The sequence below is a fragment of the Geodermatophilus sp. SYSU D00525 genome (assembly GCF_054050475.1).
Window position 1 is genome coordinate 127,630 of the sequence record NZ_JBJGZK010000008.1, and the last position, 24,181, is coordinate 151,810.

Consider the following 24,181-nt stretch of genomic DNA (forward strand, 5'->3'; position numbering starts at 1 on the left):
GTGCGGATCTACCTGCCGGCGACGACGAGCGTCCTGCGGACGCTCGTGGACGAGGGCCGGCTGAGCGGGCCGCACACCGGGTTCGCGGTCACCCCGCGGCTGCGCGACCACTACGCGCTCAGCGACGCCGCGGCCGACGTCGAGGAACTGGAGTACGCGGCGCTGCTCGCGGCCGCCCGGGCCAGCCTGCGGCTGGTCGACGTCGACCCCACGGCCGCCCGCCGCCGGGTCGTGCTCGCCGCCGACGTGCCCGACGGCTCGGTCTCCGAGATCGACGACCCGGACACCGACCCCGGGGCCGTGCGGGTCACCGCCGACGTCGCGCTCGCCGACGTGGCCAGCGCGCACGTCGACGGCGCCGAGGCGGAGGAGGACGTGCGCGCCGCGGTCGCCGTGGTGCTCGAGGCCGACCTCGGCAGCGAGGAGGCGCAGTTCGTCGTCGACCAGGCCGAGGGGCACGAGCTGGCCTGGTACGCCACGCAGGAGATCGGGCCGGCGCTCGACCTGCTCTGACCGGCCGGTCACGGGCCCGCCCGCCGCGCCCGGGCGACCTGGACCCGCTGCGGGACCCCGGCGGTGACCAGCCAGCCCGACCCGGGTCGGACGGGCACCGGCGTCCGGGGCAGCCGGGTGCCCAGCAGGTCGGCGTCGCCGGGACCGGGGCACAGCAGCAGGCCGCTGCGCCCGCGGCGCAGCTCGGCGACCGGCCCGCGGAAGGCGGGGGAGAGCTCGCCGGCCGTCCCGGCGGCGAGGACGAGCACCTCGCCGTCGGTGCGGTCGCCGCCGGCCAGGGCGGTGCCGACCGGCGAGTCGGCGAGCCTCCCGGCGTCGTCCAGCAGCACCGCGCCCGGGCGCCCGGCCAGGCCCGCGCGCCACACCCGCCAGCCGGCGACGTCGTCAGCAGGGAGCACCGGCAGCCCGTCCGGTGCGGACCGGTCGCCCCGGGCGAGGTGGACGACGGGGACGCCGGCCGCGGTCAGCGTCGCGCCCAGCGCGGCCAGGGTGGTCGTCCGGCCGCTGCCGGGCGGGCCGACGACGAGCAGCCCGCCGGCGCGCAGCAGGTCGACGGTGAGCACGCCGCCCTCGTCGCCGCCGGGACCCAACGGCACGCGGCGGAGCAGGTCGGCGTCCTCCGCGGCCGGCGGCTGCACCGGCGGCGGGTCCGCCGGCAGCTCCGGGACGACCAGCGGCCCGGCGCCCGGCGGGGCGGCCGGCGCGGTGCGGCACAGGGGCCGGGGCAGCGCGACCTGGCACTCGAGCGCCTCCTCACCCAGCAGCGCCCGGCCCGGCGGGCGGGCGCCGGGGACCGCGCGCACCGGCACCCCCGCCACGGCGTAATCGGCGCGGTCGGGCAGGGGGAGGACCAGGCGCGTCCCCGCGGCCGCGGCCAGCCGGCCCCCGGGGACGGCGCGGTCGGCGGTCAGGATGCAGGTCAGCCCGGCCGCGCCGCCGTCGCGGACCAGCCGGAGGAACCCGGCCGCACCCTGCCCGGGGACCGCCTCGTCCAGCTGCGCCAGCAGGGCATCCACGCCGTCGACCAGGAGCAGGACGGCCGAGGCGTCCGCACCTCCGCCGGCCCGCCGCCCGGCGACCTGCGCGGCCAGCCGGGACACCAGCCGCACGGTGCGCAGCGCGTCGTCCGCGCCGACCACCGTGCCGGTGTGCGATAGGCCGGCGGCCTCGGCGGCCAGCGCGCCCCCGGCGTGGTCGAGGACGTGCACGTGCAGCCCGCCCGGCGGCAGCCGCTCCACGGCCTCGGCGAGCACGGTGCGCAGCAGGGTGGTGCGGCCGCTGCCGGGACCGCCCACGGCCAGCCAGCCGCCGCCGCGGGCGAGGTCGAGCCGCAGCGGCTCCCGCGCCTGCCGGTCGGGGCGGTCGACGAGCCCGACCACCAGCTCCGTCGGGGGCCCGTCCGCGGCGGGGAGCTCGGTCGTCCTCAGTTCCTCCGGGAGCGCCGGCTGCCAGGGCCGGTGCGGCCGCCGCACACCCGCCACCGCGGCGCGGGCGGTGGTGGCCGCGGTGACCCGGGCGAGATCGGTCGGGCCCGGGGGAGGCCCGGGCGCGGTCCCCGCCGGGGGCGCCGGCCAGGACCAGCGGGTCACCGTCGGGCCGGCGGCCGCGGCGGCGGCGGGACGGAGCGCCACCCGGGCCGCCTGGAACGGCACCGGGTGCCCGCCGCCGGTGCGCAGGTACCCGCGGCCGGGACGGTCCGTCGGCACCGTCGCGGCGACCCCGCTGCCGAGCACGTCGCGCGAGTCGGCCTCGTCGGTGGTGCGCAGGCACAGCCGCAGCGAGCAGTTGGCCCGGATCTCGGGGGACACGACGCCGCTGGGGCGCTGGGTCGCGAGCACCAGGTGCACGCCGAGGGAGCGGCCGCGCTGGGCGATCCCGACCAGGCCGCTGACGAACTCCGGCAGCTCCTCGGCCAGGCCCGCGAACTCGTCGACGACGATGACCAGCCGCGCCAGCTCCACCTGCGGCGGGAGGACCGCGAGGTCGGGCACCCCGGCCGCGGCCAGCAGCGCCTCGCGGCGGGAGAGCTCCGCGGTCAGCGACCGCAGCGCCCGGGCGGTGGCCGCGCCGTCCAGGTCGGTGACCAGGCCGACGGTGTGCGGCAGCGCCACGGCCTCGGCGAAGGCGGCGCCGCCCTTGTAGTCGACCAGCAGGAACGAGCACCGGTCGGGCGGGTGCGCCAGCGCGAGCCCGGCGACCAGCGTCTGCAGCAGCTCGGACTTGCCCGACCCGGTCGTCCCCGCCACGAGGGCGTGCGGCCCGTCCCGCACCAGGTCGACCTCGGCTCCGCCGGCCGCGGTCACACCCAGCCGCGCGGTGAGCGACGACCGCGTGCCCGACCAGGCGACCGGCACCTCCCCGCCGGGACCGTCCCGGCCGTCCGCGAGCAGGTCGAGCAGGCGCACGGTGCGCGGCAGCCCGGCGGCCTGCCGGGCGGGCGCGAGGGGAGCGAGGTCGCGGGCCAGCCGTGCCGCGGCGGCGAGGGGCAGGCGGTCGACGACGACGTCGACGGGGCGCGCGCCGTCGCCGATCCCGAGCCGCCCGGTGTCGCCGGTCTCGCCCCCGACCTGGAGGACGGCGGGCACGCAGCCGCCGAGGTCCTCGCCACGGCGGGCGAGGGCCAGCAGCACCGCACCCTGCTCGCGACACCGGCGCAGGACGTCGGCGAGCGGGGGGTCGACCGGCCGGTCGACGACCAGGACCGGCGTGCCCGCGGCGTCCCCGCGCCCGTCGGCCAGGCCCGTCAGCCACGAGGACAGCGTCGGATCGGCTTCGGACCCCGAGAGGCGGACCGAGATCGGGCCTTCCGGCAGGTGCGGCAGCCACCGCGCCCAGGCCCAGTCGGCCGCACGGGTGGCAGAGGTCAGGACCGCGACGTCGACATCGCCGGGTGCCGACAGGGCGACCAGCTGCGCCAGCAGCCCCCGCACGACGCCCAGCGCCGGCTCCCGCGGGCCGGTCACGGCCAGGCCCCCGGTGCGGCGCAGGTCCACGGTCACCGGGAGGTCGGCCGCCGGCTCCGGCAGCCGCCGGCCCGCCTCGACGCGGACCACCCGCGTGGGGCCTGCGCCGGTGCCCAGCCGCACGGTCAGCGCTCCCGGGTCCCCGGCGCGGCGGGACCACAGCAGGGTGGTCCGCCGGCGCGCCGCGGCGGTCAGCGCCGCCAGGTCGGGAGCGGCCGCCCGCGCCGCCCGGACGTCGGCCCGGACCGCCTCGGCCAGCCGGGCGCGGGCCTCCTGCAGCTCTCCGGCGTGCGCCGCGGCCGCCCGCCGGCCGGTGCGCGACCCGCTCCACCGGTCCGACGCCCAGCTGCCCACCGCCACCAGCGGGCCCAGCAGTGCGAAGAACAGGAAGGTGGGCGCCGACAGCACCAGCGCGAGCGCGACCCCGGCGACGGCCGGCAGCACGACGGCGACCCAGCCCAGCCGGCGCCGGGGTGCGGCCGCGGGCGGCTCCGGCCACGGCACCTCCACCTCCGGGCGGTGCGCGGACGGCAGGACGCCCGGCCGGACGAGCCGGCGGCCGCCGGGCCCCGGCCGCAGCCCCGCGCGCCCGTCCCGCGGGCCGGTGACGGTCACCGAGCTCGCCCCCAGCCGCAGCACCGCGCCGGGACGCCACGGGCGCGCAGCGCCGTCCAGGTCGGCGTCGTCGAGCCGGCTGCCGTTGGTCGAGCCGAGATCGGTCACGGTGATGCCGCCGGCGCCGACCTCGAGCGCGACGTGCCGGCGGGAGACCCCGGGATCGGGCAGGGACAGCGTGGCTCCGGCGCCGCGGCCGAGCACGTGCCGGCCGGTGGCCAGCGGGACGGCGGTGCCCGCGGCCGGCCCGCCGACCACGTGCAGCTCCAGGGGGCTGGCGGCCGGCTCGCCGGACCGGGGGACCGGGCGGCCCAGGCCCAGGACCGCGCCGTGGAGCAGGCGGTCGTCGGTCAGGAGGAGCTCCCCGGACAGCCGGGTGGTGCCGGACCACAGGCCCGTCGCCGCGACGCCGAGGGCAGCGGCCAGCGGGCCCAGCACGGTGTCGAGCCGGGCGTCGTCGGGGGCGCGGACCTCGACGTGGACGGCGCCCTCGGCACGGACCAGCGTCCAGCAGCGGGCCTCGGCGCCGGCGGGGAGAGGAGCGGACACGGGCGCGACGCTCCCGGCCACCGGCCCGCCGCGGGGCCCCACGGTCCCGGGTTGTGGACGGGCCCGGGGCTGTGGACGGTCCCGGCGCCCTAGGGACCGGTCCGGCCTAGCGTCCGCAGCCGCCCGGGAGGGACCCGGGACGGACAGGAGGAGCCATGAGGGTCGACATCGGGACGCTGCAGACGATGGCCGGGCGGTGCCAGGCCGAGGCGGCCGAGACCGCCGCGCGGCACGCGACGCTGTCGAGCACGGTCACGAGCTCGGTGCTCGACGGCTGGACCGACAGCCAGGCCGCGGTGCAGTTCAGCGCGCTCTACGAGCAGTGGCGGGTCTCGGCCCAGGGGGTGAGCGACGCGCTCACCGGCATGGGCGGGCTGCTCACCGCGGTCGCCGCGTCCTACCAGCAGCACGAGGCGGACGTGGCCGCCCGCATCGGCGCGCTGATCTGAGCCCGGGTCAGCCGGGTGGCGCCGCAGCGGACAGCGCGGCGGCGCGCCCGGGCTGCAGCCGCCGGCGCACCGCGGCGAGCACCTCGGGCGCCCGCTCCCACGGCAGGATCGACAGGATCGCCACGCAGTGCGGCAGGAAGATGATCCGCAGCCCGCCGAACACCATCAGGTGGAAGCCGAGCAGGAACACCACGAGCGCGGCGCGGGCCCGGTCGGACCGGACGAGCAGCATCAGCAGGGCGGCGAACTCGAGGACGAGCATCGCCCACTGGACGGCCACGAGCAGGCCGGGGACGTCGAGCGTCCAGTCCGACAGGGCGGTGCCGCGGCGGATCACCGCCCGGGTGATGGTCGAGCCCGTCGCCCAGTCCCAGCCGCCGAAGCGCATCTTCGCCCAGGCCGCGAGGAAGTAGGTGAGCATCACCGTCACCATCACCGCGGCCATCGCCCAGCCGGCGGCCTCGGACCGGCGGCGGTCGCGCCAGCGGACCCGGCCGATGGTGGGCAGCACGGCGAGCGCGACGAGGTAGGCGATGCGGTCGTGGTCGACCTTGCCGTAGCTCATCGCGATGACCATCCACTCGAGGTACAGCAGGAACACGGCCGTGCCGAGCAGACGGGGGGCGCGGCCGGTGGCGGCGGCGAGCGCGGTGAGGACGAGTGCCCACTGGACGACGTGGACGACGGTCGACGTCGGCGTGGGCAGGTGCAGCACCCGGGCGATCTCCAGGGGCTGGTACCAGACGGTCGGCACCTCGGCGTGGGCGCGCACCCACGCGGTGGTGAGGAAGACGTCGACCGGCACGAACAGGTAGGCGATGGTGCGGAACACCGCGATGCGGGCCAGCGGGACCGGGCGGGTCCAGAAGCCGCGCAGGCCGCGGACCGCGGAGGCGAGGGAGGAGACCGGTGAGGTGCTCACGCGCCGCCCCCCAGGTCCTGGTCGACGAGGACGCGGTCGGTCCACGCGCCGGTCGGCTGCCCGTCGGAGAGCTCGAAGTGCCGCTGCACCACCTGCACCTCGACGAGGGCGGGGGCGTCCGGGTGCCGGCGGGCGTAGGTCTCGGCCAGTGTCACCAGCAGCGCCGGGTCGTCGACCAGCCGGGGGAGCTGCCCCTCGAACTCGGCCCGGCGCAGCCCCACCTCACCGCCGGACAGCCGGACCTCCTCGCCCTCGCCGGTCAGGCCGACCACGCGGGTGGAGACCACCGGCGCGTTCACCTCGGCGCGGGTCGAGTACATCTTGAACGGGCCGAACGGGAAGGAGGCGTCGGTGCCCCAGACCGTCCCGGCGAGCAGCAGCGCGAGGACGGCCAGGGAGGCGGCGAGGCGGACGCGGCGCCCGCCGCTGGAGAGCCTGACGACGTCCGCCTCCGCGGGGTCGCCGGCGCGGGACGGCTGGACCACCCGGGCATCGTAGGATCGGCGCCCGTCCAGATGGGTCACCGACGCCGCGTGGTGGGCAACTGGCCTGCCCGGCCCGGGACGGCCCCTGCCCTGCGCACGACGTCGGCACCGTCCACCGCACGACGACGTCGGAGGAGCGCACATGCAGTTCGGTCGGTACTACGAGGAGTTCGAGGTCGGTGCGGTCTACAAGCACTGGCCCGGGAAGACCGTCACCGAGTACGACGACCACCTGTTCTGCCTCATCACGATGAACCACCACCCGCTGCACCTGGACAGCCACTACGCGGCGGAGACCACGGACTTCGGCAAGAACGTCGTCGTCGGCAACTACGTCTACTCGCTGCTGCTGGGCATGAGCGTGCCCGACGTGTCGGGCAAGGCCATCGCCAACCTGGAGATCGAGTCGCTGCGGCACGTGGCGCCGACCTTCCACGGCGACACGATCTACGGCGAGACCACCGTCCTGGACAAGACGGAGTCGAGGTCGAAGGACGACCGCGGCGTCGTGCACGTCGAGACGATCGGCTACAAGCAGGACGGCACCGTCGTCTGCGTCTTCCGGCGCAAGGTCATGGTGCCCAAGCGGTCCTACGGCGAGGCCCGCGGCGGCGAGCAGCCCGGCCGCCCGGAGCCGGCGCCGCGCTCCTGAGGGAGGGGTGCGCTGCCGGACCGGTCAGGACGGCAGCGCACCCCAGCCGCGCAGCGTCGCGACCAACCCCGGCGTGCAGGCCAGCCGGTCGAGGTCGGCGGCGCCGGCCCAGGTGACCGCGTCGGCGTCGTCGCCCGGGACCGGCGCCGCGGCCGGGTCCTCCGGCGTGCAGGCGAAGTCCACCACGTCGTAGACGACGCCGTCGCCGGGGATCGTCACCCGGCCGACCTCCGCCCCGACCCGGACCGCCAGCCCGGTCTCCTCGCGGACCTCGCGGGCGACCGCCGCGGGCAGCGTCTCGCCCGGCTCCACCCGCCCGCCGGGCACCGACCACAGCCCCCGGCCCGGGGCGTTGCGCCGGCGGACCAGCAGCAGCCGGCCCTCCCCGTCGAGGACCACGCCCCCGACGCAGGCCTGCACCGGCAGCCGGTCGCCGGGGGAGTCGGGAGCCACCGCCGCAGGCTACGGCCGGGCCCGCGGCCGGCGACCCGGCCGGGCCGGACGGTGCCGTCCGCCTGCGCTTGACGTCAGCCCCGTGTGACAGGACGGTGTCTTGCGATGAGCGCCTCCCCGGTCTGTCCCCGCTGCGGCGAACCACTGGTGGTGCGCCCCGGGGACTCGGCCGTGGCCTGGTGCCACGTGCACGGCGCGGTCACCCCGCTGCACCACACCACGCTCATCGCCCACGACGCCATCGCCGCGGTGACCGCCGACGCCCGGGTGCCCGCGTGGGTGCCCGACCCCGTGCCCCCGGGCTGGTCGGTGACCGGCCTGGCCTGGGGCGGGGAGCCCGGGGCCCGGGCGATCGTCGTCGGCTGCGCCGGGCCGGCACCCCTGGGCGGGTCGGCGGAGCTGGTGCTGGTCGCCGAGGAGCCGGGCATGGGCGTGGGCTGCGGCTACGCCGGCCTCCCGGGCCTGGACCCCGGCGACGTCATCACCGGCCCGTCGTCGGCGGCGGTCGAGGCCGCCGGGCAGCACGCGCCGCTGTGGGCGGTGCCCACCTCCGACGACCGGGCCGCGTTCGTCGGTGAGGCCTACGGCGTGTGGCTGTGGCTGGTCATGTGGCCGATGTCCGCCGGCTGGCTGCTCGCCGAGGAGATGCGCCTGCTCGACCTGCGGGAACGGCTGTACCCGGACCTCCCGCTCGGCCCGCCGAGCGAGCACCTGCTGCCGGGGGACTGACCCGTCCGTCCGCCGCCCGGCGTGTCCCGCCGGGGGGCGCTGGGGCCTGTGTTACCCATGGGGCCGGCCTCCGGGCCCAGCCGTGCGGGCGCCGTGCCCGCCGGTCCGAGCGGACCCCCGGGGGTGGCGGTGAACCTGAAGAAGGTGCTCGTCTGGCTGGCGGTGGCCTTCGTCGTCTTCTACGTCATCCAGCGTCCCGAGGCCTCGGCCGACGTGGTGCGCAGCGCGGGGGAGGCGCTCGGCAGCGCGGCGTCGTCGATCGCGGCCTTCGTCGGCTCGCTCGTCTGACCCCGCCGTGAGCGGCCCGGCCGGCGGCCGCCCGCCGCGGTGGGCCAAGGACGCCGCCAAGTACCTGCTCCCCGGCGAGCAGGCGGTCGTGGCGACCCGCCGGCACTGGGCGGTGCTGCTGTGGCCGGGCGCGAAGGCGGTCGCCGTCCTGCTCGTCGGGCTGTGGGTGCTCACCCTCGACCCCGACAACCGGGTCAGCGCGAGCGCCGGGCTGCTCGTCGTCCTCGGTGCCCTCGGCTGGTTCGCGCTGCGGGCCGGGGAGTGGTGGATGCGGCACTTCATCGTCACCCGCCGCCGGGTGCTGCTGACCTCGGGGATCGTCGCGCGCACGGTCAGCCTGCTGCCGCTGCGCCGGATCACCGACCTGACCTGGAAGGAGACCGTCCCCGGCCAGCTGCTCGGCTACGGCACGTTCCGGTTCGAGTCGGCCGGCTCGCAGCAGGCGCTGTCGCAGATCACCTTCCTGCCGCGCGCGGACCTGCTCTACCGCGAGGTGAGCGAGCTGCTGTTCGGCAGCGACGGGGGCGGCGCCGCGGCCGGCGACGACGAGGGCAACCCGGACGACGGCCGGCGCCCCGCCGCGCCGCCGCCGCGGCACGACACCCAGCCGATCCCGCGCCCGCCGGGGGCCTGAGCAGCGCGCGCCCGCCTGGGGGAGGCTGGACGCCGATGCGCATCGACCTGCACACCCACTCGTCGGTCTCCGACGGCACCGACACCCCGGCCGCGCTCGTGGCCGCCGCCCGCGCCGCCGGCCTCGACGTCGTCGCGCTCACCGACCACGACACCACCGACGGCTGGGCGGCGGCCGCCGCGGCGCGGCCGGAGGGGCTGACCGTCGTCCCGGGCCTGGAACTGTCCGCGCGCTGGTTCCCCGCGGAGGGGCGGCCGGTCAGCGTGCACCTGCTGGCGTACCTGTTCGACCCGCACCACCCGGAGCTGGCCGAGGAGCTGCGGCGGCTGCGCGAGGAGCGGCTGACCCGCGGCCAGCGGATGGTCGCCGCGCTCGCCGCGGCCGGCTACCCGGTGGAGTGGCAGCGGGTCCTGGACGCCAGCGGCGGCACCGTGGTGGGCCGCCCGCACGTGGCCCGGGCGCTGGTCGAGGCGGGCGTCGTCGCGTCGGTCGACCAGGCCTTCACCACGCTGCTGCACCAGGGCGGCCCGTACCACGTGACCAAGGCCGACACCGACGTGCTGGAGGGCATCCGGCTGGTCCGGGCGGCCGGCGGGGTGCCGGTGTTCGCCCACGGCCTGGCCACCCGGCGCGGCCGGGTGGTCGACGACGCCGCGATCGCCGCCATGGCCGACGCCGGGCTCGTCGGCCTGGAGGTCGACCACCCCGACCACGACCCGGCCCAGCGCGCGCACCTGCGCGGCCTGGCCGGTGACCTCGGGCTGCTGGTCACCGGCTCCAGCGACCACCACGGCACGAACAAGGCGACGCCGCTCGGCGCGTGCACCACCGACCCGGAGCAGTACGAGGCGCTGGTGGCCGCGTCCACCGGCAGCGTGCCCCTGGCCGGCTGAGGCCCTGTCGCCGGATAGCGTGGCCGGGTGAGGCAGTCCGACGGCGCACAGCTCGAGATGCCCGGCATGCCGCGCCGGCTGTTCCCCGCGACGCCGAGCAAGCTGGCCACCTTCGCCGACTGCCCGCGCCGCTACCGCTTCGCCTACGTCGACCGGCCGACGCCGCCCAAGGGCCCACCGTGGGCGCACAACACGGTCGGCTCCGCCGTGCACGCCGCGCTGCGCTCGTGGTGGGACCTGCCGCGGGCCCGCCGCACCGCCGTCGCCGCCCGGCAGCTGCTCTACGGCGTCTGGTCGGCCAACGGCTTCCGCGACGACGAGCAGGCCGCCCGCTGGCGCGCCACCGCGGCCGGCTGGGTCACCGGCTACGTCGAGTCGCTGGACCCCGCCGACGAGCCGGTCGGGCTGGAGCGGCAGGTCTCGTGCACCACCGAGCGGCTGGCGCTCACCGGGCGGGTCGACCGCATCGACCAGCGCGGCGACGAGCTGGTCGTCATCGACTACAAGACCGGCCGGGTGCCCAGCACCGACGACGAAGCGCGCGGGTCACCCGCGCTGGCGGCCTACGTGCTCGGCGTGCGGCGCACGCTGCGCCGGCCGTGCAGCCGGGTCGAGCTGCACCACCTGCCCAGCGGCACGGTCGCCTCCTTCGAGCACACCGAGCGGTCGCTGGCCAACCACGTGCGCCGGGCCGAGGACGTCGCGGAGGACATCGCCGTCGCCACGCAGCGGATGGAGGACGGCGTGCCGCCGGACGAGGCGTTCCCCGCCGTCCCCGGCCGGCAGTGCGGCTGGTGCGACTTCCGGCCCAGCTGCCCGGTCGGGCAGGCGGCGACGCCGCCGCGGGAGACGTGGAGCTTCCTGCCCGCCGACGGGGACCGGGCGGAGGGCCAGGCGGGGATCTAGGCGCCGACCTCGACCGCGCCGGCCGTCCGCTCGAACGCGGCGCGGCGGATCGGGGAGTGCCGGGCCCGGTCGGGCAGCGCGAGCATCCCGGTGCGGAACGCCCGCAGCGCCGCCGTCGCCGCGGCGTCGGTCAGCGTCAGCCCGGGCAGCGAAGCCATCCGGCGCGCCCACGGCGGCAGGGTGGCCACCGCCAGTGACGCCAGCGACCCCCAGGCCGGCCGGGCCGGGGTGAGGAACTGCACCCACCGCGGCATCGGCGGGACGACGAGGAAACGCCACGCCTCCCACGCGGCCGGGGTGAACGTGAGTTCGGGGCGCAGCCGCTCGAAGTAGCCGGCCAGCGCGGCCGCCGAGCCGGGGACGTCGGCGCGGTCGATCCCGATGAGCTCGGCGGCGGTCACCTGCTCGGCGACGTAGCGGTCGGCCTCCGCGGGGGTGACGACGCCGACGCGGCGGGCGACGTCGAGCAGCGAGTCGACCTCGCAGTTGTGCACCCACAGCAGCAGGTCGGGGTCGTCGACGCGGTAGGTGCGGCCGGTGGTCTCCTCCGTGCCGCCCAGGCGTCGGTGCAGGCCGCGCACCCGCCGCACGGCGCGGACCGCCTCGCGGCGGGTGCCGAAGGTGAGCGTGTCGACGTACTCGGCGGTCCGCACCAGCCGCTGCCACGGGTTCGCGCGGAAGACCGAGTTGCGGGCCACGCCGTCCATCGCGACCGGGTGCAGCGCCTGCAGCAGCAGGGCACGCAGCCCGCCGACGCTGTAGACCGGGTCGGCGTGCACCCGCCAGGTGACGCTGTCGGGCCCGAAGAAGCCGAGCAGGTCCTCCTCGACGGTCCAGTCGCGCGCCGAGGGCCGGGCGCCGCTCACCGGGTCCCCTCCGGCACCGAGGACCAGAACGCCTCGAGCACCTCGAGCGTGCGGCGCGGGTTCTCGACGGCGGGGGAGTGGATCGCGCCGTCGATGACCTCGTGCCGGGCGCCCAGCCGCCGGGCCATGTCCGCCTGCACGTCCGTCGGCCAGGCGTCGTCGGCCACGCCGTAGGCGACCAGCACCGGCACGCCGGTGGCGGCCAGCTCGGCCACCCGGTCGGGCTCGGCGGTCATCGCGTCGGCCATGCCGCGCAGCCCGGCCGCGGTGTTGCGGAGGAACCGGCGGGCGTAGAACGCGCGGGTGGGGGCGGGCACCGCCTGGGCGCGCTCGTCGGTCATGGCCAGCTGCTCGAGCGTGGCGTGCACGCCCGGGACGCCGCCGGAGTCCAGCAGGGGGCCGAGGTGCTCGAGCAGCTCGGCGCGCAGGCCGCCCAGCCGGGAGGGGCCCGACCCGAGCAGGGTCAGCGAGCGGAAGGCGGCGGGGTCGGCGAGGACGGCGCCGCGGGCGACCAGCCCGCCGAAGCTGTGCCCGAGCAGGTGCGGGGTGCCGGTCTCCTCGCGCAGCAGGGCGGCCACGGCGACGACGTCGGCGGCGAGCTCGGCGACCGAGTAGGCGGCCGGGTCGTCGGGGCCGGGGGACTCGTACTGCCCGCGCTGGTCGATCGCCACCACCCGGTAGCCGCCGGCGGCCAGCGGCGCGAGCAGCGGGGCGAAGTCCTCCTTGCTGCCGGTGTAGCCGGCGACCAGCAGCACCGTGCCGCTGGTCCCGTCGCCGCCGGTGTCCAGCGCGGCCAGCGGCCCGGCCCGCCCGGGGAGGGTGCGCGGCGTCGCGTCGTGGTCGGCGAGCTGGCGCAGGTCGTCGGCGGCGATGGCGAGGTCGGGGCTGTGCGAGGTGCCGGGCAGGACCATGGTCCCAGTGAACCCCGCCCGCGGCGGCCGCGCCGCCGTGCGGGGGACTAGGCGTACCCGAGCACCCGGTCGGGGAGGGCGTACACGAGCACCGGCCCGGCGACGGCGGCCCGCCCGCCCGGCGCCGGCGGGTCCTGCAGCGCCACCCGGGAGAGCTCGGCGCCGGTGGCCGGGTCGCGCAGCACGAGGCCGTCGGGCTCGGGCACCCAGACGCCGGCCTGCCCGACCTCGCCCTTGCCGGCGGCGGACGCGGTGGGCAGGCCGAGGGCCGGCGTCGACCACAGCGTCGCGCCGCTCGTCCGGTCCAGCGCCCACACGGTGCTGCGCGCCCACACCAGGGCGACGTCGCCGGTCCCGGACTGCAGCACCGGATCGCCCTCCGCGCCGCCGTCGGTCGGGGCCGGGAGCGCGAGCTCCTGCAGCTGGGTGCCGTCGTCGGGGCGGTGGACCAGCAGGGCGTCGCCGGAGACGACGTCGACCAGCCGGTCCGCGCCGGCCAGCCGCACCTCGTCGCCGTCCGCGACGGCCAGGTCGCGGGTCCAGCGGGCCTCGCCGGAGAAGGAGTCGAACAGCCGTAGCTGGACGGCGGCCGAGCCGGCGCAGCGCTGCAGCACCGCGACGCCGGCGCTGCCCGCGGCGGTGTCGAGCAGCGTGCAGCCGGACTCCGCGCCCGCCCGCCAGCGGACGTTGTCCCCGACCGGGTCGAGGACGACGACGCCGGTGTCGCTGCTGGCGAGGACCACCTGGTCGGCGCCGGTGACGGTGGCGTCGCCGCGCAGGCTCAGGTTGCGGGTCCACGCGCGCACGCCGGTGGCGGCGGTGAGCGCCAGCGCCTCGTCGCAGCGGTCCGCGGTGCGGAAGACGGCGACGACGAGCCCGTCGCCGGCGGAGAGCCCGCACAGCGCGGCGTCGGTGCGCCGGTAGTGCCAGGCCTCCTCGCCGGTGGCCGGGTCCAGCGCCGTGACGCCGTCGGCGACGGGCACGACCACCCGGCCGCCCTCGACGACGGCGTCCGGCAGCGGGACGTCGACGTCGACCGACCAGGCGGGCGCGAGGTCACCGGCCGGCGCAGCCGAGGGGACCGGCGGTTCGGCGGCGGTGGTGCTGTCGGTCGCGGCGACGCTCGACCCCCGCCACAGCAGGGTGGCGACGACGGCCAGCGCGAGGGTGGCCGCCGTCCAGACCCACACCCGCAGCGGCGGGGGACGCAGCGCCACGCGGCGTCTTACGCGGCGGACTCGGAGTCGCCGCCGTCGCCGTCGCCGTCCTGGCCCTCGGCGCCGGAGCCGGCGGAGGCGCCGGAGGCGCCGGAGCGACCCCGGCCGCCGCGGCGGCGACGGCGACGGCGCGGCTGGGCCGCACCCTCGCCGGACCCGTCGGCGGCGTCCCCGGCCGGGGCCGCGGGGGCCTCGTCGGACCCGGCCTCGGCCGGCGCGGCGTCGGCCGGCGGGGCGGCGATGGCCTCGGCCGCGGCACCGCCGCCGCGGGTGCGGCGGCGCGAACGGGTCCGGGCCGGGCGCTCGTCCTCGGTGCGGGACTCCTCCCGCGCGGGACCGCGGCCGGCGCCCCTGGTCTTCTTGCCCGTCTCGCCGAGGTCCTCGAGCACCTCGGCGTCGAGGCCCTCGCGGGTCCGCTGGGATCGCGGCAGCCGGCCCTTGGCGCCCTCGGGGACGTCGAGGTCGGTGTAGACCCACGGCGAGGTGGAGTAGGTCTCCGGCGGGTCCACGAACGGCAGGTCCAGCGCCTTGTTGATCAGCTGCCAGCGCGGGATGTCGTCCCAGTCGACCAGCGTGACGGCGACGCCCTCGCGCCCGGCGCGGCCGGTCCGGCCGATCCGGTGCACGTAGGTCTTCTCGTCCTCGGGGCACTGGTAGTTGACGACGTGGCTGACGCCGGTGACGTCGATGCCGCGGGCGGCGACGTCGGTGGCGACCAGGACGTCGACCTTGCCGCTGCGGAAGGCGCGCAGCGCCTGCTCGCGGGCGCCCTGGCCGAGGTCGCCGTGGACGGCGGCGGCCGCGAACCCGCGGTCGACCAGCTCGTCGGCGACCTTCTGGGCGGTGCGCTTGGTGCGGCAGAAGACCATCGCCAGGCCGCGGCCGCGGGCCTGCAGCACGCGGGCGAGCAGCTCGGGCTTGTCGAGGTTGTGCGCCCGGTACACGAACTGCGTGGTCTGCGGGACGGTCGAGCCCTCGTCGTTGCCGTGCGCCCGGATGTGGGTCGGCTGGGTCATGAACGACCGGGACAGGGTGACGATCGGTCCGGGCATGGTGGCCGAGAACAGCATCGTCTGCCGCTGGGCCGGGACCATGCCGAGGATCCGCTCGATGTCGGGCAGGAAGCCCAGGTCGAGCATCTCGTCGGCCTCGTCGAGGACCAGGACGCGGACCTTGCCGAGGATCAGGTGGCCCTGCTCGGCCAGGTCCAGCAGCCGGCCGGGGGTGCCGACGACCACCTCGACGCCGGACTGCAGCGCGGACACCTGCGGCTCGAACGCGCGGCCGCCGTAGATGGCCTGCACGCGGATGCCGCGCCTGGCGCCGGCGGTGCCGAGGTCGCGGGCGACCTGGACGCACAGCTCGCGGGTGGGGACGACGACCAGCGCCTGCGGGACGCCGTCGCCGCCCTCCGCGGCGGGGACGACGCGCTGCAGCAGCGGGACGCCGAAGCCGAGGGTCTTGCCGGTGCCGGTGCGGGCCTGCCCGATGAGGTCGTTGCCGGCCAGCGCCAGCGGGAGGGTGAGCTCCTGGATGGCGAAGGTCCGGGTGATGCCGGCCTCGGCCAGCGCCGCGACGACGTCGGGGTGGACGTCGAAGTCGCTGAACAGCGGCGCGGTCTCCTCGACGGGAGCGCCGCCGAGGGCCTCGACGGTCTGCTCGACCTGCTCGGGGGCCGGTGCGCCGGTCTCGGCGTGCTCGAGCTCGGTGCTCGGGGTGGTGGTCTCGGTGGGGGTGGTCTCGGTGGGGGTGTTCTCGGTGGAGGTCAGTGCTCTCGCCTCTGGTCGGCTGGGGGAGCTGCCGGGGGCGACGGCGTCGTCGCCCGGGCGCTCCGCGGTCGGGTGTCGCGGGATGCGTTCCAGCGCCGACGCGGCCAGCGGACCGGGGAGGACCGGGACGCACCCGGTGCCCGGTCGGGGCTCCTCAGGGCGTCGTCCGACGTTCGTCAGCGCACAGATACCAGCGAGCCTCGCGGCCCGCCTGTTCCCATGCTAGCGCGGACAGCGGCTAGCCTCGGTCGCCGCGCGGCCAGCCCGCCCCGACACCACCCGGAGGTGGCACGTGACCACGGTCGACACCCGAGCCGTCGTCGACCTGCTCGGCGTGCTGGCCTACGCGGAGCTGACCGCGTTCGACCGGCTGGCCGAGGACGCGCGGATGGCGCCGACCCTGGCCGGGCGCGCCGCCCTGGCGCGGATGGCCGCCGCGGAGATGGGCCACCACGACCGGCTGGCGCAGCGGCTGACCGAGCTGGGTGCGGAGCCGACCGAGGCGATGCGCCCGTTCGTCGCCGCGCTCGACGGCTTCCACGAGGGCACCCGGCCGCGCACCTGGCTCGAGGGCCTGGTGAAGGCCTACGTCGGCGACGGCCTGGCCGCGGACTTCTACCGCGAGATCGCGGGCTCCCTGCCCGAGCCGGACCGGTCGCTGATCCTCGAGGTGCTCGCCGACACCGGCCACGCCGACTTCGCCGTCCGCGAGGTCCGGGCCGCGATCGCCGCGCAGCGGACCCTGGCCGGCCGGCTCGCGCTGTGGGGACGCCGGCTGGTGGGGGAGGCGATCTCCCAGTCGCAGGCGGTCATCGCCGAGCGGGACGGCCTGGCCCGGCTGATCATCGGCGGCACCGGCGACCTGACCGGCGTCGTCCGGCTGGTGGACCGCATCACCGCCGCGCACACCGAGCGCATGAAGACCCTCGGCCTGAACCCCTGAGGACGGCGGAAGGGCGCCCCCGCGGGATGCGGGGACGCCCTTCCGGGACGTACCGAGGTCTCAGGCGCCGGCGACGAAGCCCACCCGGCGCTGGTCGGCCTGGGCGATCTCGACGTAGGCGATCCGGTCGACCGGGACGAGGACGCGGCGGCCCCGCTCGTCCTCCAGGGTCAACAGCCCGTCCTTCGTGCCGCCGGACACGGCGGCGGCCACGTCGGCAGCGATCTCGTCAGGGGTCTTCGGGCTGTCGACGACCAGCTCCCGGGGGGAGTGCTGGACACCGATCTTGACTTCCACGGGGGATGCCTCCTCGGGTTGCACGGCTGCCGACCACGCTAGTCCAGCGCGGGGTGCCCGGCCCCGGCGTGCGCCTGTGCCCTCAGCGAACAGGCCCGGGACGGGACCGGATCAGCCCGCGGCCGGCTCGCCCTCGACCCGCGGGAAGCGGGAGATGCCCCGCCACGCCAGCGCGGACATCAGCGACACCGCCTCGTCGCGGGACACCGTGCCCTTCTGCGCCAGCCACCAGCGGGCGCTGGTCTCGGCCAGGCCGGTCAGCCCCGAGGCCAGCAGGTGCGCCTGCTCCGGCGAGCTGCCGGTGTCGCCGGCGATCACCTCGGCGATCGCCTCGACGCAGGCCCGGTTGCCGCGGTCGACCAGGGCCCGCACGTCGTCGTCGTTGCGCAGGTCGGACTCGAAGACCAGCCGGAACGCGCCGCCCTCGGCGTCGATGAAGTCGAAGTACGCGCCGACGGCGCCGTGCACGCGCTGCCGGTTGTCCTCGGTGCCGGCCATCGCCTCGCGCACCCGGTCGGTGAGCTCGGTGACCTGCTGCTCGAGCAGCGCCAGGTACAGCTCCCGCTTGCCCGGGAAGTGCTGGTAGAGGACGGGCTTGCTGACGCCGGCGCGGTCGGCGATGTCGTCCATCGCGGCGGCGTGGAAGCCGTGCGCGACGAAGACCTCCTGCGCGGCCTGCAGCAGCTGCAGCCGCCGGGCGCCGCGGGGGAGCCGCGACGTGCGGCGGACGGGGGCCGGTCGGGAGGACTGCATGGTCCCGGGGATGTTACCGGCGGGTCACCCGCTCCACGCGACACCTCCGGCTGGCATACCGTTCGCCGCGTGCCCGAGGTCCGTCGTGTGCGCCGCCGCCCGCCGGCGCCCCCGTCGATCGCCCCGTCGTCCACCGCCCGGCTGTCGACGGCGCCCCTGCCCCTCGCCGGCCCCCCGCCGGACGCCTGGCCCGGCGAGGAGCTGCCGGTCAGCGGCGGCAGCGTGTACGTCCGCACCACCCCCTGGGCCGGACCGCCCGGGGCGCCGCGCGAGCGGGCGCTGTACGTCCACGGCCTCGGCGGCGCGTCCACCAACTGGACCGACCTGGCGGCGCTGCTCGCCGTCCGCTGCGCCGGGTGGGCGGTGGACCTGCCGGGGTTCGGCCGCTCCCAGCCGCCGACCGGCGGGTCGTACTCCGTCCGCGGGCACGTGCGCGCGGTGGTCGACGTCCTCGAGCACGTCCGGGACCAGCCCGGCGACGGGCAGGGCGCGCCGGTGCACCTGCTCGGCAACAGCCTCGGCGGCCTCGTCAGCCTGCTGGTGGCCGCCCGCCGGCCGGACCTCGTCGCGTCCCTGACGCTGGTCTCCCCGGCGATGCCGGTCTACCGCGTGCCGCAGGCCTTCGGCCGGGCGCTGCTGCTGCTCCTGCTGCCAGGCGTGCCGACCATCGCCGAGCGGCGGCTGGCCGGCGTGACGCCGGAGCAGTCGGTGCGCGGCATGCTGCAGATGTGTTTCGGCGAGCCCGCGCGGGTGCCGCCGGGGCGGATTGACGCCGCCGTCGAGGAGACCCGGGAGCGGGCGCGGCAGGAGTGGGCGAACCGGGCGCTGACCCGCAGCATGCGCGGCCTGATCACCTCCTACCTGCGGGTCGGCCGGGCCAACGCCTGGCGGCTGGCCCGCGCGCTGCGGATGCCGACGCTGGTGGTCTGGGGCGACCGCGACCGGCTGGTCGACCCGCGACTGGCCCCGCGGCTGGCGGCGGCCGTCCCCGACGCGCGGCTGCTGGTGCTGGAGACCGTCGGCCACGTGGCGATGCTCGAGGCGCCGGAGGAGACCGCCCGGGCGGTGCTCGGCCTGCTCGAGGACATCGACGCCGGGACCGGTGCCGGGGCTCGCGACGGCACCGTGGAGGCCGGGGACGACGACGAGCCGGAGGCCCGCGCGGGCTGAGCCGGGCCGTGCGCGACGCGCCACCAGCGGGTCGCACGGGTCTCGTGTGACGCATGAGAACCTCACCTGGACGCGCGGTGACGCCGCCCGCGACACTGCGTGACCGGAAGGACGACCGGCGGCCCCCCGGCCGCGAGGCCCGACACGGCGAGGAGGCGGCACCGTGGCAGGTCCTCCGCCCGGCCGGTCCTCCGGGGCCCGGACCGGGAGGGAACCGGCTCGCGGCCTCCCTCCGCTGCCGCCGCTGCCCTCCCGCCCGCCGTCGCCCGCGGCCGACCGCCGTGACGCGCCGGTGCGGCCCCGGCCCCCGAGGCCCGCGGCGCCCGAGGCGCGCCCCGGCGCCGGCCGCCGCGCCGCCCGGAACCGGCGGCGCCCGCGCGGCCCGGTGCGCCGGTTCGTGACCCGGTGGGGCTGGCGCGCCTACGCGATCCCGCTGCTCGTCGTGGCCACCGTGCTGACGGTGCTCGACCTCGTCGGCCCGGGCACGCCCGCCCGGGTGGGCGCGACCGCCGGCAGCACCGGGTCGGTGGCCTCCTCGCCGGCGACCTCGCCCCCGTCGGCCTCCTCGACGCCGAGCGCGACCCCGGCGGACACCCCCCCGCCCACCGCGCCTGCGGAGGGCGACGCCAACCCGACCGGCCTCCCGGCGCCGGCGGCCGACACGTACGTGGAGCAGGGTGCGGGCACCGTGGCGGTCGTGCCCGGCAGCTCGGGGGTCTACGGCACCGGCCCGCTGCAGCGCTTCGTCGTCGAGGTCGAGGACGGTATCGGCGTGGACGGCGCGGCCTTCGCGGCCGCGGTGGAGGCCACGCTCGGCGACCCCCGCTCGTGGGGGAACGGCGGCCGGATGTCCTTCCAGCGCGTGGACGCCACCGACGCCGGCGCCTACGACTTCCGGGTCAGCCTGGTCAGCCCCGGGAGCATGGAGCGCTACTGCCCCGGCGTGGGCACCGGCGGCTACACCTCCTGCCGCTACGGCGAGCGGGCGGTCATCAACCTTGCCCGCTGGGAGACCGCCGTCCCCCACTACCAGGGCGACGTCGCCACCTACCGCCAGTACGTCGTCAACCACGAGGTCGGGCACGCGCTGGGCAACGGCCACCAGGCCTGCTCCGGCCCCGGCCAGGTCGCGCCCGTGATGCAGCAGCAGACCCTCGGCCTCGAGGGGTGCGTCAAGAACGCGTGGCCCTTCCCCTGACCAGGGGCGCGGGACCCTCCCGCCGGGCGCGGGGCGGGGCTACGCTCCGGAGCCGGTGCGCCGGGAAGTCTGGTCGGCAGTCGTGATCCCGACGACCCGATCGGAGCGCCATGACGACTCCGGACGTCCCCGCCGTGCTGCTCGACTCCCTCGGCAAGCGCTTCGGCGCCACCGACGCGGTCGTCGACCTCTCCCTGACCGTCCCGCCGGGTGAGGTCTTCGGCTTCCTCGGGCCCAACGGGGCCGGCAAGTCCACCACCGTCCGGATGCTGCTCGGGCTGCTGCGCCCGACGACCGGCCGGGCCGAGGTGTTCGGGCACCCGGCGGCCGACGTCGAGGAGGCGCACCGGCACCTCGCGTACGTGCCGGCCGACGTCGCCCTGTGGCCGTCGCTGACCGGCCGCGAGTGCCTGGACCTGCTGGCCGGGGTGGGCCCGGGCACCGACCCCGCCCACCGCGACGAGCTGGTCGAGCGGTTCGCCCTCGACGTCGGCAAGCGCGCCCGCGCCTACTCCACGGGCAACCGGCAGAAGGTCGCCCTCGTCGCCGCGTTCGCCACGCGGGCCCCGCTGCTGGTCCTCGACGAGCCGACCAGCGGCCTGGACCCGCTGATGGAGCGGGAGTTCCGCACCTGCATCGCCGAGGCCTCCGCCCGCGGGCAGACGGTCTTCCTCAGCTCCCACCAGCTGGCCGAGGTCGAGGCGGTGTGCACCCGGGTCGGCATCCTGCGGGCCGGCCGGCTGGTCGAGGTCGCGGGCCTGGCGGAGCTGCGCCGGCTGCGCCGCTCGGAGGTGACCGTGCAGCTCGGCGGTCCCGCGCCCGGCCTCGCGCGGCTCGCCGAGCTGCCCGGGGTGGCCGACGTGCGGTGGACGACGCCGCTGGAGGTCACCCTCGCGCTCACCGGCCCGCCCGGCCCGGTGCTGCGCGTCCTCGGTGACGCCGACGTCGTGCGCCTCGACGTCCGCGAGCCGTCGCTGGAGGAGATCTTCCTCGACTACTACGGGCGGGCGGCGTGACCACGCGCACCGCGTCGCGCGCGGACGCCGGCCGGCGGGTGCCCGCCGCCGCGGCGCGGCCCGGGACGGCCGTCCGGCGGCTGGCGGTCCGGTCCGTGCGCCGGGGGACGGTGGTCGTCGCGGTGCTGTGCGGTGGGCTGGCCGCCTTCGTCGCACAGCAGTACGAGTCGACGCTCAGCGGCGCGGTCGGCCTGGACTCGCTGGCCGCGCTGGCCGACAACCCCGCGATCCGCACCCTCTTCGGGCCCCCGCTGGCCCTCGACGACGCCGGCGGCTTCACCGTCTGGCGCACCGGCACGGTCGCGCTCGTGCTGGCCGGCATCTGGGCGGCACTGGCCGGGACGCGGCTCACCCGCGGCGAGGAGGAGGCCGGGCGGGCCGACCTCCTGCTCGCCGGCCGACTCCGGCTCGCCGCGCTGGTCCGGACCGCGCTCGGGGTCCTGCTCGCGGCGGGCGCGGTGGTCGGCGCCGCCGTCGTCGCGGGGATGCTGCTCGCCGGGACGGCGCCGGCCGGGGCGGCGCTGTTCGGTGCGCTCGTGGGCGGCACCGCCATGGCCGGCGGCGCGCTCGGCGTGCTGGCCGGGCAGCTGCTGGCCGAGCGGCGCTCCGCCACGGGCCTCGCGGTCGCCGTCGTGCTCGCCGGCCTGCTGGCGCGGATGGTGGGCGACGGCGTCCCCTCGCTGTCCTGGCTGCAGTGGGGGAGCCCGTTCGGGCTGCTCGGCCGTGTGGCGCCCTACGCCTCCGACCGGTGGGCGCCGCTGCTCGTGCTCGCGGTCCTCGTGGCGGTGCCCGCCGTCCTGGCCACCGTCGTGTCCGGGGCGCGCGACGTCGGCGCCGGCCGGTGGCGCCCGGCCGACCGGGCGCACGCCCCCAGCCGGCTGCTGCGCTCGCTGCCCGGGCTCGCGGTGCACCGCACCCGGCGGGCGACGGCGACCTGGTCCCTCGGCGTCGCCGCCTACTTCCTGCTCATCGGCCTGCTGGCCACCGCGATGGTCGACTTCCTGCGGCAGAACCCGGTCTTCGCGGACATGGCGGCCGCCGCCGGGTTCGACCGGCTGGCCTCGGTGCAGGGCTACGCGGCCTCGCTGTTCACCCTGCTGGCGGTGCCCGTCGGGGCGTACGCCGCCGCGCGGGTCGCCGCCGTCGCCGCCGACGAGACCGCGGGCCGGCTCACCCTGCTCTACAGCCGGCCGGTCGGGCGGGTCCGCTGGATGGCGTGGGAGACGGCGGCGGTCGCGGCCGGCGCCGTCGTCGTCGCCGCGGCCGCGGGGACGGCGACCTGGGCGGGCGCCGCCTGGGTCGGCGCAGGCCTCGGTCCCGGCGAGGCGCTGGCCGGCGCGCTGTCCGTCGTCCCGGTGGCCCTGCTGTGCCTGGGTGCGGCGCTGTTCGCGCTCGGCTGGCTGCCCTCGGCGGTGCTCGCCGTCGGCGTGCTGCCGGCGGCCGGCGGCTACCTGCTCCTGGTCCTGGCCGACAGCTTCCGCTGGCCGGGGTGGATCCGGGACGTCTCGCCGTTCGCGCACCTCGCGGCCGTGCCCGCCGAGCCGCTCGACGTCGCGGGCGCGGCCGGGATGCTCGCCGTCGCGGCGGTGCTGGCGGCCGCCGGGCTGGCCCGCTACGCCCGCCGGGACCTCCAGGGCTAGGGACCTCCGGGCCGGGGAACAACGCGTCCTGTCACGCTGTTGTGCGCACGAAACACCGGCCAGGGCCGGAGTCCGCGACCCCCGAGGAGCAAGCGTGTCCCTGCCACCCCTGGTGGAGCCCGCCGCCGACCTGTCCATCGACGAGGTCCGCCGCTACAGCCGCCACCTGATCATCCCGGACGTCGGGATGGACGGGCAGAAGCGACTCAAGAACGCCAAGGTGCTCGCCGTCGGCGCCGGCGGCCTGGGCTCGCCGGTGCTCATGTACCTGGCCGCCGCGGGCGTCGGCACGCTGGGCATCGTCGAGTTCGACGTCGTCGACGAGTCGAACCTGCAGCGCCAGATCATCCACGGGCAGTCCGACGTCGGCCGGTCGAAGGCCGAGAGCGCGCGCGACTCCATCAAGGAGATCAACCCGCTGATCGACGTCCGGCTGCACGAGACGCGCCTGGACAGCGACAACGTCCTCGACATCTTCGGCCAGTACGACCTCATCGTCGACGGCACCGACAACTTCGCCACGCGCTACCTGGTCAACGACGCGTGCGTGCTGCTGGGCAAGCCCTACGTGTGGGGCTCGATCTACCGGTTCGACGGGCAGGTCTCGGTCTTCTGGAACGAGCACGGGCCCAACTACCGCGACCTGTACCCGGTGCCGCCGCCGCCCGGCATGGTGCCCTCCTGCGCCGAGGGCGGCGTGCTCGGCGTCCTCTGCGCGACCATCGGCGCCATCCAGGCCACCGAGGCGGTCAAGCTGATCACCGGCATCGGCGAGACGCTGCTCGGCCGGCTCATGGTCTACGACGCCCTGGAGATGACCTTCCGCACCATCAAGGTCCGCAAGGACCCGGAGGCCGAGCCGATCACCGGCCTCATCGACTACGAGGCCTTCTGCGGCGTCGTCTCGGTCGAGGCCCAGGAGGCGGCCGCGGGCTCGACGATCACCGTCGACGAGCTCAAGGACATGATGGACGCGGGCAAGGACTTCGAGCTGATCGACGTCCGCGAGCCCAACGAGTACGAGATCGTCTCGATCCCGGGCGCGACGCTCATCCCCAAGGACGAGATCCTCTCCGGCCGCGCCCTGTCGCAGCTGCCGAACGACAAGCCGATCGTGCTGCACTGCAAGACCGGCGTCCGCTCGGCCGAGGTGCTCGCCGCGGTCAAGAACGCCGGCTTCCGGGACGCCGTGCACGTCCAGGGCGGCGTGACGGCGTGGGCGACCCGCATCGACAAGGCGCTGCCCACGTACTGACGAAGGACCCTCCTGCCCCCACCCCTCGCTGTCGCTCGGGGCGGGACCCTGCAGGAGGGCCGTTCCAGGACGTCGCCAGGGCCCGGCACCCGTCA

Annotated in this window: 24 protein-coding genes; 14 read left to right on the forward strand and 10 right to left on the reverse strand. The window is 77.4% G+C overall.

Annotated features, from left to right (window positions below; all coding sequences use genetic code 11):
* The gene (locus ACI796_RS09405) at positions 1-513 is read left to right on the forward strand and encodes a DUF6912 family protein (RefSeq protein ID WP_456940964.1); all 513 of its coding nucleotides are present in this window, start codon (positions 1-3) and stop codon (positions 511-513) included.
* Between the two features lie 8 nt (positions 514-521).
* On the opposite strand, the gene ACI796_RS09410 is transcribed toward ACI796_RS09405, so the two are convergent.
* The gene (locus ACI796_RS09410) at positions 522-4,640 is read right to left on the reverse strand and encodes an FtsK/SpoIIIE domain-containing protein (protein ID WP_456940965.1); all 4,119 of its coding nucleotides are present in this window, start codon (positions 4,638-4,640) and stop codon (positions 522-524) included.
* A 155-nt stretch (positions 4,641-4,795) separates the two neighbouring features.
* Between ACI796_RS09410 and ACI796_RS09415 the strand changes: the two genes are divergently transcribed.
* Entirely contained in the window at positions 4,796-5,089 is a 294-nt protein-coding gene (locus ACI796_RS09415) for a WXG100 family type VII secretion target (RefSeq protein ID WP_456940966.1), read from the forward strand.
* Positions 5,090-5,096: 7 nt separating this feature from the next.
* Here the strand turns inward: ACI796_RS09415 and ACI796_RS09420 are convergent, their stop codons facing one another.
* A complete protein-coding gene (locus tag ACI796_RS09420) occupies positions 5,097-6,011 on the reverse strand; it encodes an HTTM domain-containing protein (protein WP_456940967.1) in 915 nt (304 codons plus the stop codon).
* On the reverse strand, positions 6,008-6,496 hold the full coding sequence (locus ACI796_RS09425) for a hypothetical protein (RefSeq protein ID WP_456940968.1): 489 nt from the start codon (positions 6,494-6,496) through the stop codon (positions 6,008-6,010). The genes ACI796_RS09420 and ACI796_RS09425 overlap by 4 nt, the downstream gene beginning before the upstream one ends.
* A gap of 142 nt (positions 6,497-6,638) precedes the next feature.
* Between ACI796_RS09425 and ACI796_RS09430 the strand changes: the two genes are divergently transcribed.
* Entirely contained in the window at positions 6,639-7,148 is a 510-nt protein-coding gene (locus tag ACI796_RS09430; RefSeq protein ID WP_456940969.1) for a MaoC family dehydratase, read from the forward strand.
* Positions 7,149-7,172: 24 nt separating this feature from the next.
* Here the strand turns inward: ACI796_RS09430 and ACI796_RS09435 are convergent, their stop codons facing one another.
* The gene (locus ACI796_RS09435) at positions 7,173-7,601 is read right to left on the reverse strand and encodes an NUDIX hydrolase (protein WP_456940970.1); all 429 of its coding nucleotides are present in this window, start codon (positions 7,599-7,601) and stop codon (positions 7,173-7,175) included.
* A 105-nt stretch (positions 7,602-7,706) separates the two neighbouring features.
* Here ACI796_RS09435 and ACI796_RS09440 point away from each other — a divergent pair, with 105 nt between their 5' ends.
* The 5 genes from ACI796_RS09440 (at position 7,707) to ACI796_RS09460 (ending at position 11,051) form a co-directional block, all read left to right on the forward strand.
* On the forward strand, positions 7,707-8,330 hold the full coding sequence (locus ACI796_RS09440; protein ID WP_456940971.1) for a DUF6758 family protein: 624 nt from the start codon (positions 7,707-7,709) through the stop codon (positions 8,328-8,330).
* Positions 8,331-8,453: 123 nt separating this feature from the next.
* Positions 8,454-8,618: a hypothetical protein gene (locus ACI796_RS09445; RefSeq protein ID WP_456929373.1), complete on the forward strand. Its 165-nt coding sequence runs from the start codon at positions 8,454-8,456 to the stop codon at positions 8,616-8,618.
* 7 nt (positions 8,619-8,625) lie between these two features.
* Positions 8,626-9,252 carry a PH domain-containing protein gene (locus tag ACI796_RS09450; protein ID WP_456940972.1) on the forward strand — a complete coding sequence of 209 codons (627 nt, stop codon included), beginning with the start codon at positions 8,626-8,628 and terminating at the stop codon, positions 9,250-9,252.
* Positions 9,253-9,287: 35 nt separating this feature from the next.
* A complete protein-coding gene (locus ACI796_RS09455; protein WP_456940973.1) occupies positions 9,288-10,145 on the forward strand; it encodes a PHP domain-containing protein in 858 nt (285 codons plus the stop codon).
* A 27-nt stretch (positions 10,146-10,172) separates the two neighbouring features.
* Positions 10,173-11,051: a RecB family exonuclease gene (locus tag ACI796_RS09460; RefSeq protein WP_456940974.1), complete on the forward strand. Its 879-nt coding sequence runs from the start codon at positions 10,173-10,175 to the stop codon at positions 11,049-11,051.
* Here the strand turns inward: ACI796_RS09460 and ACI796_RS09465 are convergent.
* From ACI796_RS09465 to ACI796_RS09480, 4 genes are read right to left on the reverse strand one after another with little or no spacing between them, the layout of a single operon-like run.
* Positions 11,048-11,917 carry an oxygenase MpaB family protein gene (locus tag ACI796_RS09465; protein WP_456940975.1) on the reverse strand — a complete coding sequence of 290 codons (870 nt, stop codon included), beginning with the start codon at positions 11,915-11,917 and terminating at the stop codon, positions 11,048-11,050. The genes ACI796_RS09460 and ACI796_RS09465 overlap by 4 nt on opposite strands.
* Positions 11,914-12,828, reverse strand: a complete 915-nt coding sequence (locus tag ACI796_RS09470; RefSeq protein ID WP_456940976.1) for an alpha/beta fold hydrolase — start codon at positions 12,826-12,828, stop codon at positions 11,914-11,916. The genes ACI796_RS09465 and ACI796_RS09470 overlap by 4 nt, the downstream gene beginning before the upstream one ends.
* A gap of 47 nt (positions 12,829-12,875) precedes the next feature.
* Complete coding sequence (locus ACI796_RS09475) at positions 12,876-14,045, reverse strand: outer membrane protein assembly factor BamB family protein (RefSeq protein ID WP_456940977.1); 1,170 nt, start codon at positions 14,043-14,045, stop codon at positions 12,876-12,878.
* A gap of 8 nt (positions 14,046-14,053) precedes the next feature.
* The gene (locus tag ACI796_RS09480) at positions 14,054-16,003 is read right to left on the reverse strand and encodes a DEAD/DEAH box helicase (protein ID WP_456941008.1); all 1,950 of its coding nucleotides are present in this window, start codon (positions 16,001-16,003) and stop codon (positions 14,054-14,056) included.
* A gap of 103 nt (positions 16,004-16,106) precedes the next feature.
* Between ACI796_RS09480 and ACI796_RS09485 the strand changes: the two genes are divergently transcribed.
* On the forward strand, positions 16,107-16,757 hold the full coding sequence (locus ACI796_RS09485) for a ferritin-like fold-containing protein (protein WP_387991597.1): 651 nt from the start codon (positions 16,107-16,109) through the stop codon (positions 16,755-16,757).
* A 60-nt stretch (positions 16,758-16,817) separates the two neighbouring features.
* Here ACI796_RS09485 and ACI796_RS09490 read toward each other — a convergent pair whose 3' ends face one another.
* Together ACI796_RS09490 and ACI796_RS09495 are read right to left on the reverse strand one after the other, a co-directional pair.
* Positions 16,818-17,054, reverse strand: a complete 237-nt coding sequence (locus ACI796_RS09490; protein ID WP_387991600.1) for a DUF3107 domain-containing protein — start codon at positions 17,052-17,054, stop codon at positions 16,818-16,820.
* Between the two features lie 111 nt (positions 17,055-17,165).
* On the reverse strand, positions 17,166-17,807 hold the full coding sequence (locus tag ACI796_RS09495; protein WP_387991603.1) for a TetR/AcrR family transcriptional regulator: 642 nt from the start codon (positions 17,805-17,807) through the stop codon (positions 17,166-17,168).
* Between the two features lie 69 nt (positions 17,808-17,876).
* On the opposite strand from ACI796_RS09495, the gene ACI796_RS09500 reads away from it, so the two are divergent.
* The 5 genes from ACI796_RS09500 (at position 17,877) to moeZ (ending at position 24,086) form a co-directional block, all read left to right on the forward strand.
* A complete protein-coding gene (locus tag ACI796_RS09500) occupies positions 17,877-18,977 on the forward strand; it encodes an alpha/beta fold hydrolase (RefSeq protein WP_456940978.1) in 1,101 nt (366 codons plus the stop codon).
* Between the two features lie 397 nt (positions 18,978-19,374).
* Positions 19,375-20,175 (forward strand): DUF3152 domain-containing protein, encoded by an 801-nt coding sequence (locus ACI796_RS09505; RefSeq protein ID WP_456940979.1) that lies wholly within the window; start codon positions 19,375-19,377, stop codon positions 20,173-20,175.
* Positions 20,176-20,285: 110 nt separating this feature from the next.
* Complete coding sequence (locus tag ACI796_RS09510; protein WP_456940980.1) at positions 20,286-21,191, forward strand: ATP-binding cassette domain-containing protein; 906 nt, start codon at positions 20,286-20,288, stop codon at positions 21,189-21,191.
* Positions 21,188-22,831, forward strand: coding sequence for a hypothetical protein (locus ACI796_RS09515; protein WP_456940981.1), 1,644 nt, complete (start codon positions 21,188-21,190; stop codon positions 22,829-22,831). Before ACI796_RS09510 ends, ACI796_RS09515 begins: the two co-directional genes overlap by 4 nt.
* A 94-nt stretch (positions 22,832-22,925) precedes the next feature.
* A complete protein-coding gene (moeZ, locus tag ACI796_RS09520; protein ID WP_456940982.1) occupies positions 22,926-24,086 on the forward strand; it encodes an adenylyltransferase/sulfurtransferase MoeZ in 1,161 nt (386 codons plus the stop codon).
* Positions 24,087-24,181 lie beyond the last annotated feature (95 nt).

Excerpts from the sequence above, each read along its gene's own strand:
- ACI796_RS09440 (WP_456940971.1), top strand. The coding sequence starts at position 7,707 with ATGAGCGCCTCCCCGGTCTGTCCCCGCTGCGGCGAACCACTGGTGGTG.
- ACI796_RS09455 (WP_456940973.1), top strand. The coding sequence starts at position 9,288 with ATGCGCATCGACCTGCACACCCACTCGTCGGTCTCCGACGGCACCGAC.
- ACI796_RS09495 (WP_387991603.1), bottom strand. The coding sequence starts at position 17,807 with ATGCAGTCCTCCCGACCGGCCCCCGTCCGCCGCACGTCGCGGCTCCCC.
- ACI796_RS09510 (WP_456940980.1), top strand. The coding sequence starts at position 20,286 with ATGACGACTCCGGACGTCCCCGCCGTGCTGCTCGACTCCCTCGGCAAG.
- ACI796_RS09470 (WP_456940976.1), bottom strand. The coding sequence starts at position 12,828 with ATGGTCCTGCCCGGCACCTCGCACAGCCCCGACCTCGCCATCGCCGCC.
- ACI796_RS09415 (WP_456940966.1), top strand. The coding sequence starts at position 4,796 with ATGAGGGTCGACATCGGGACGCTGCAGACGATGGCCGGGCGGTGCCAG.
- ACI796_RS09430 (WP_456940969.1), top strand. The coding sequence starts at position 6,639 with ATGCAGTTCGGTCGGTACTACGAGGAGTTCGAGGTCGGTGCGGTCTAC.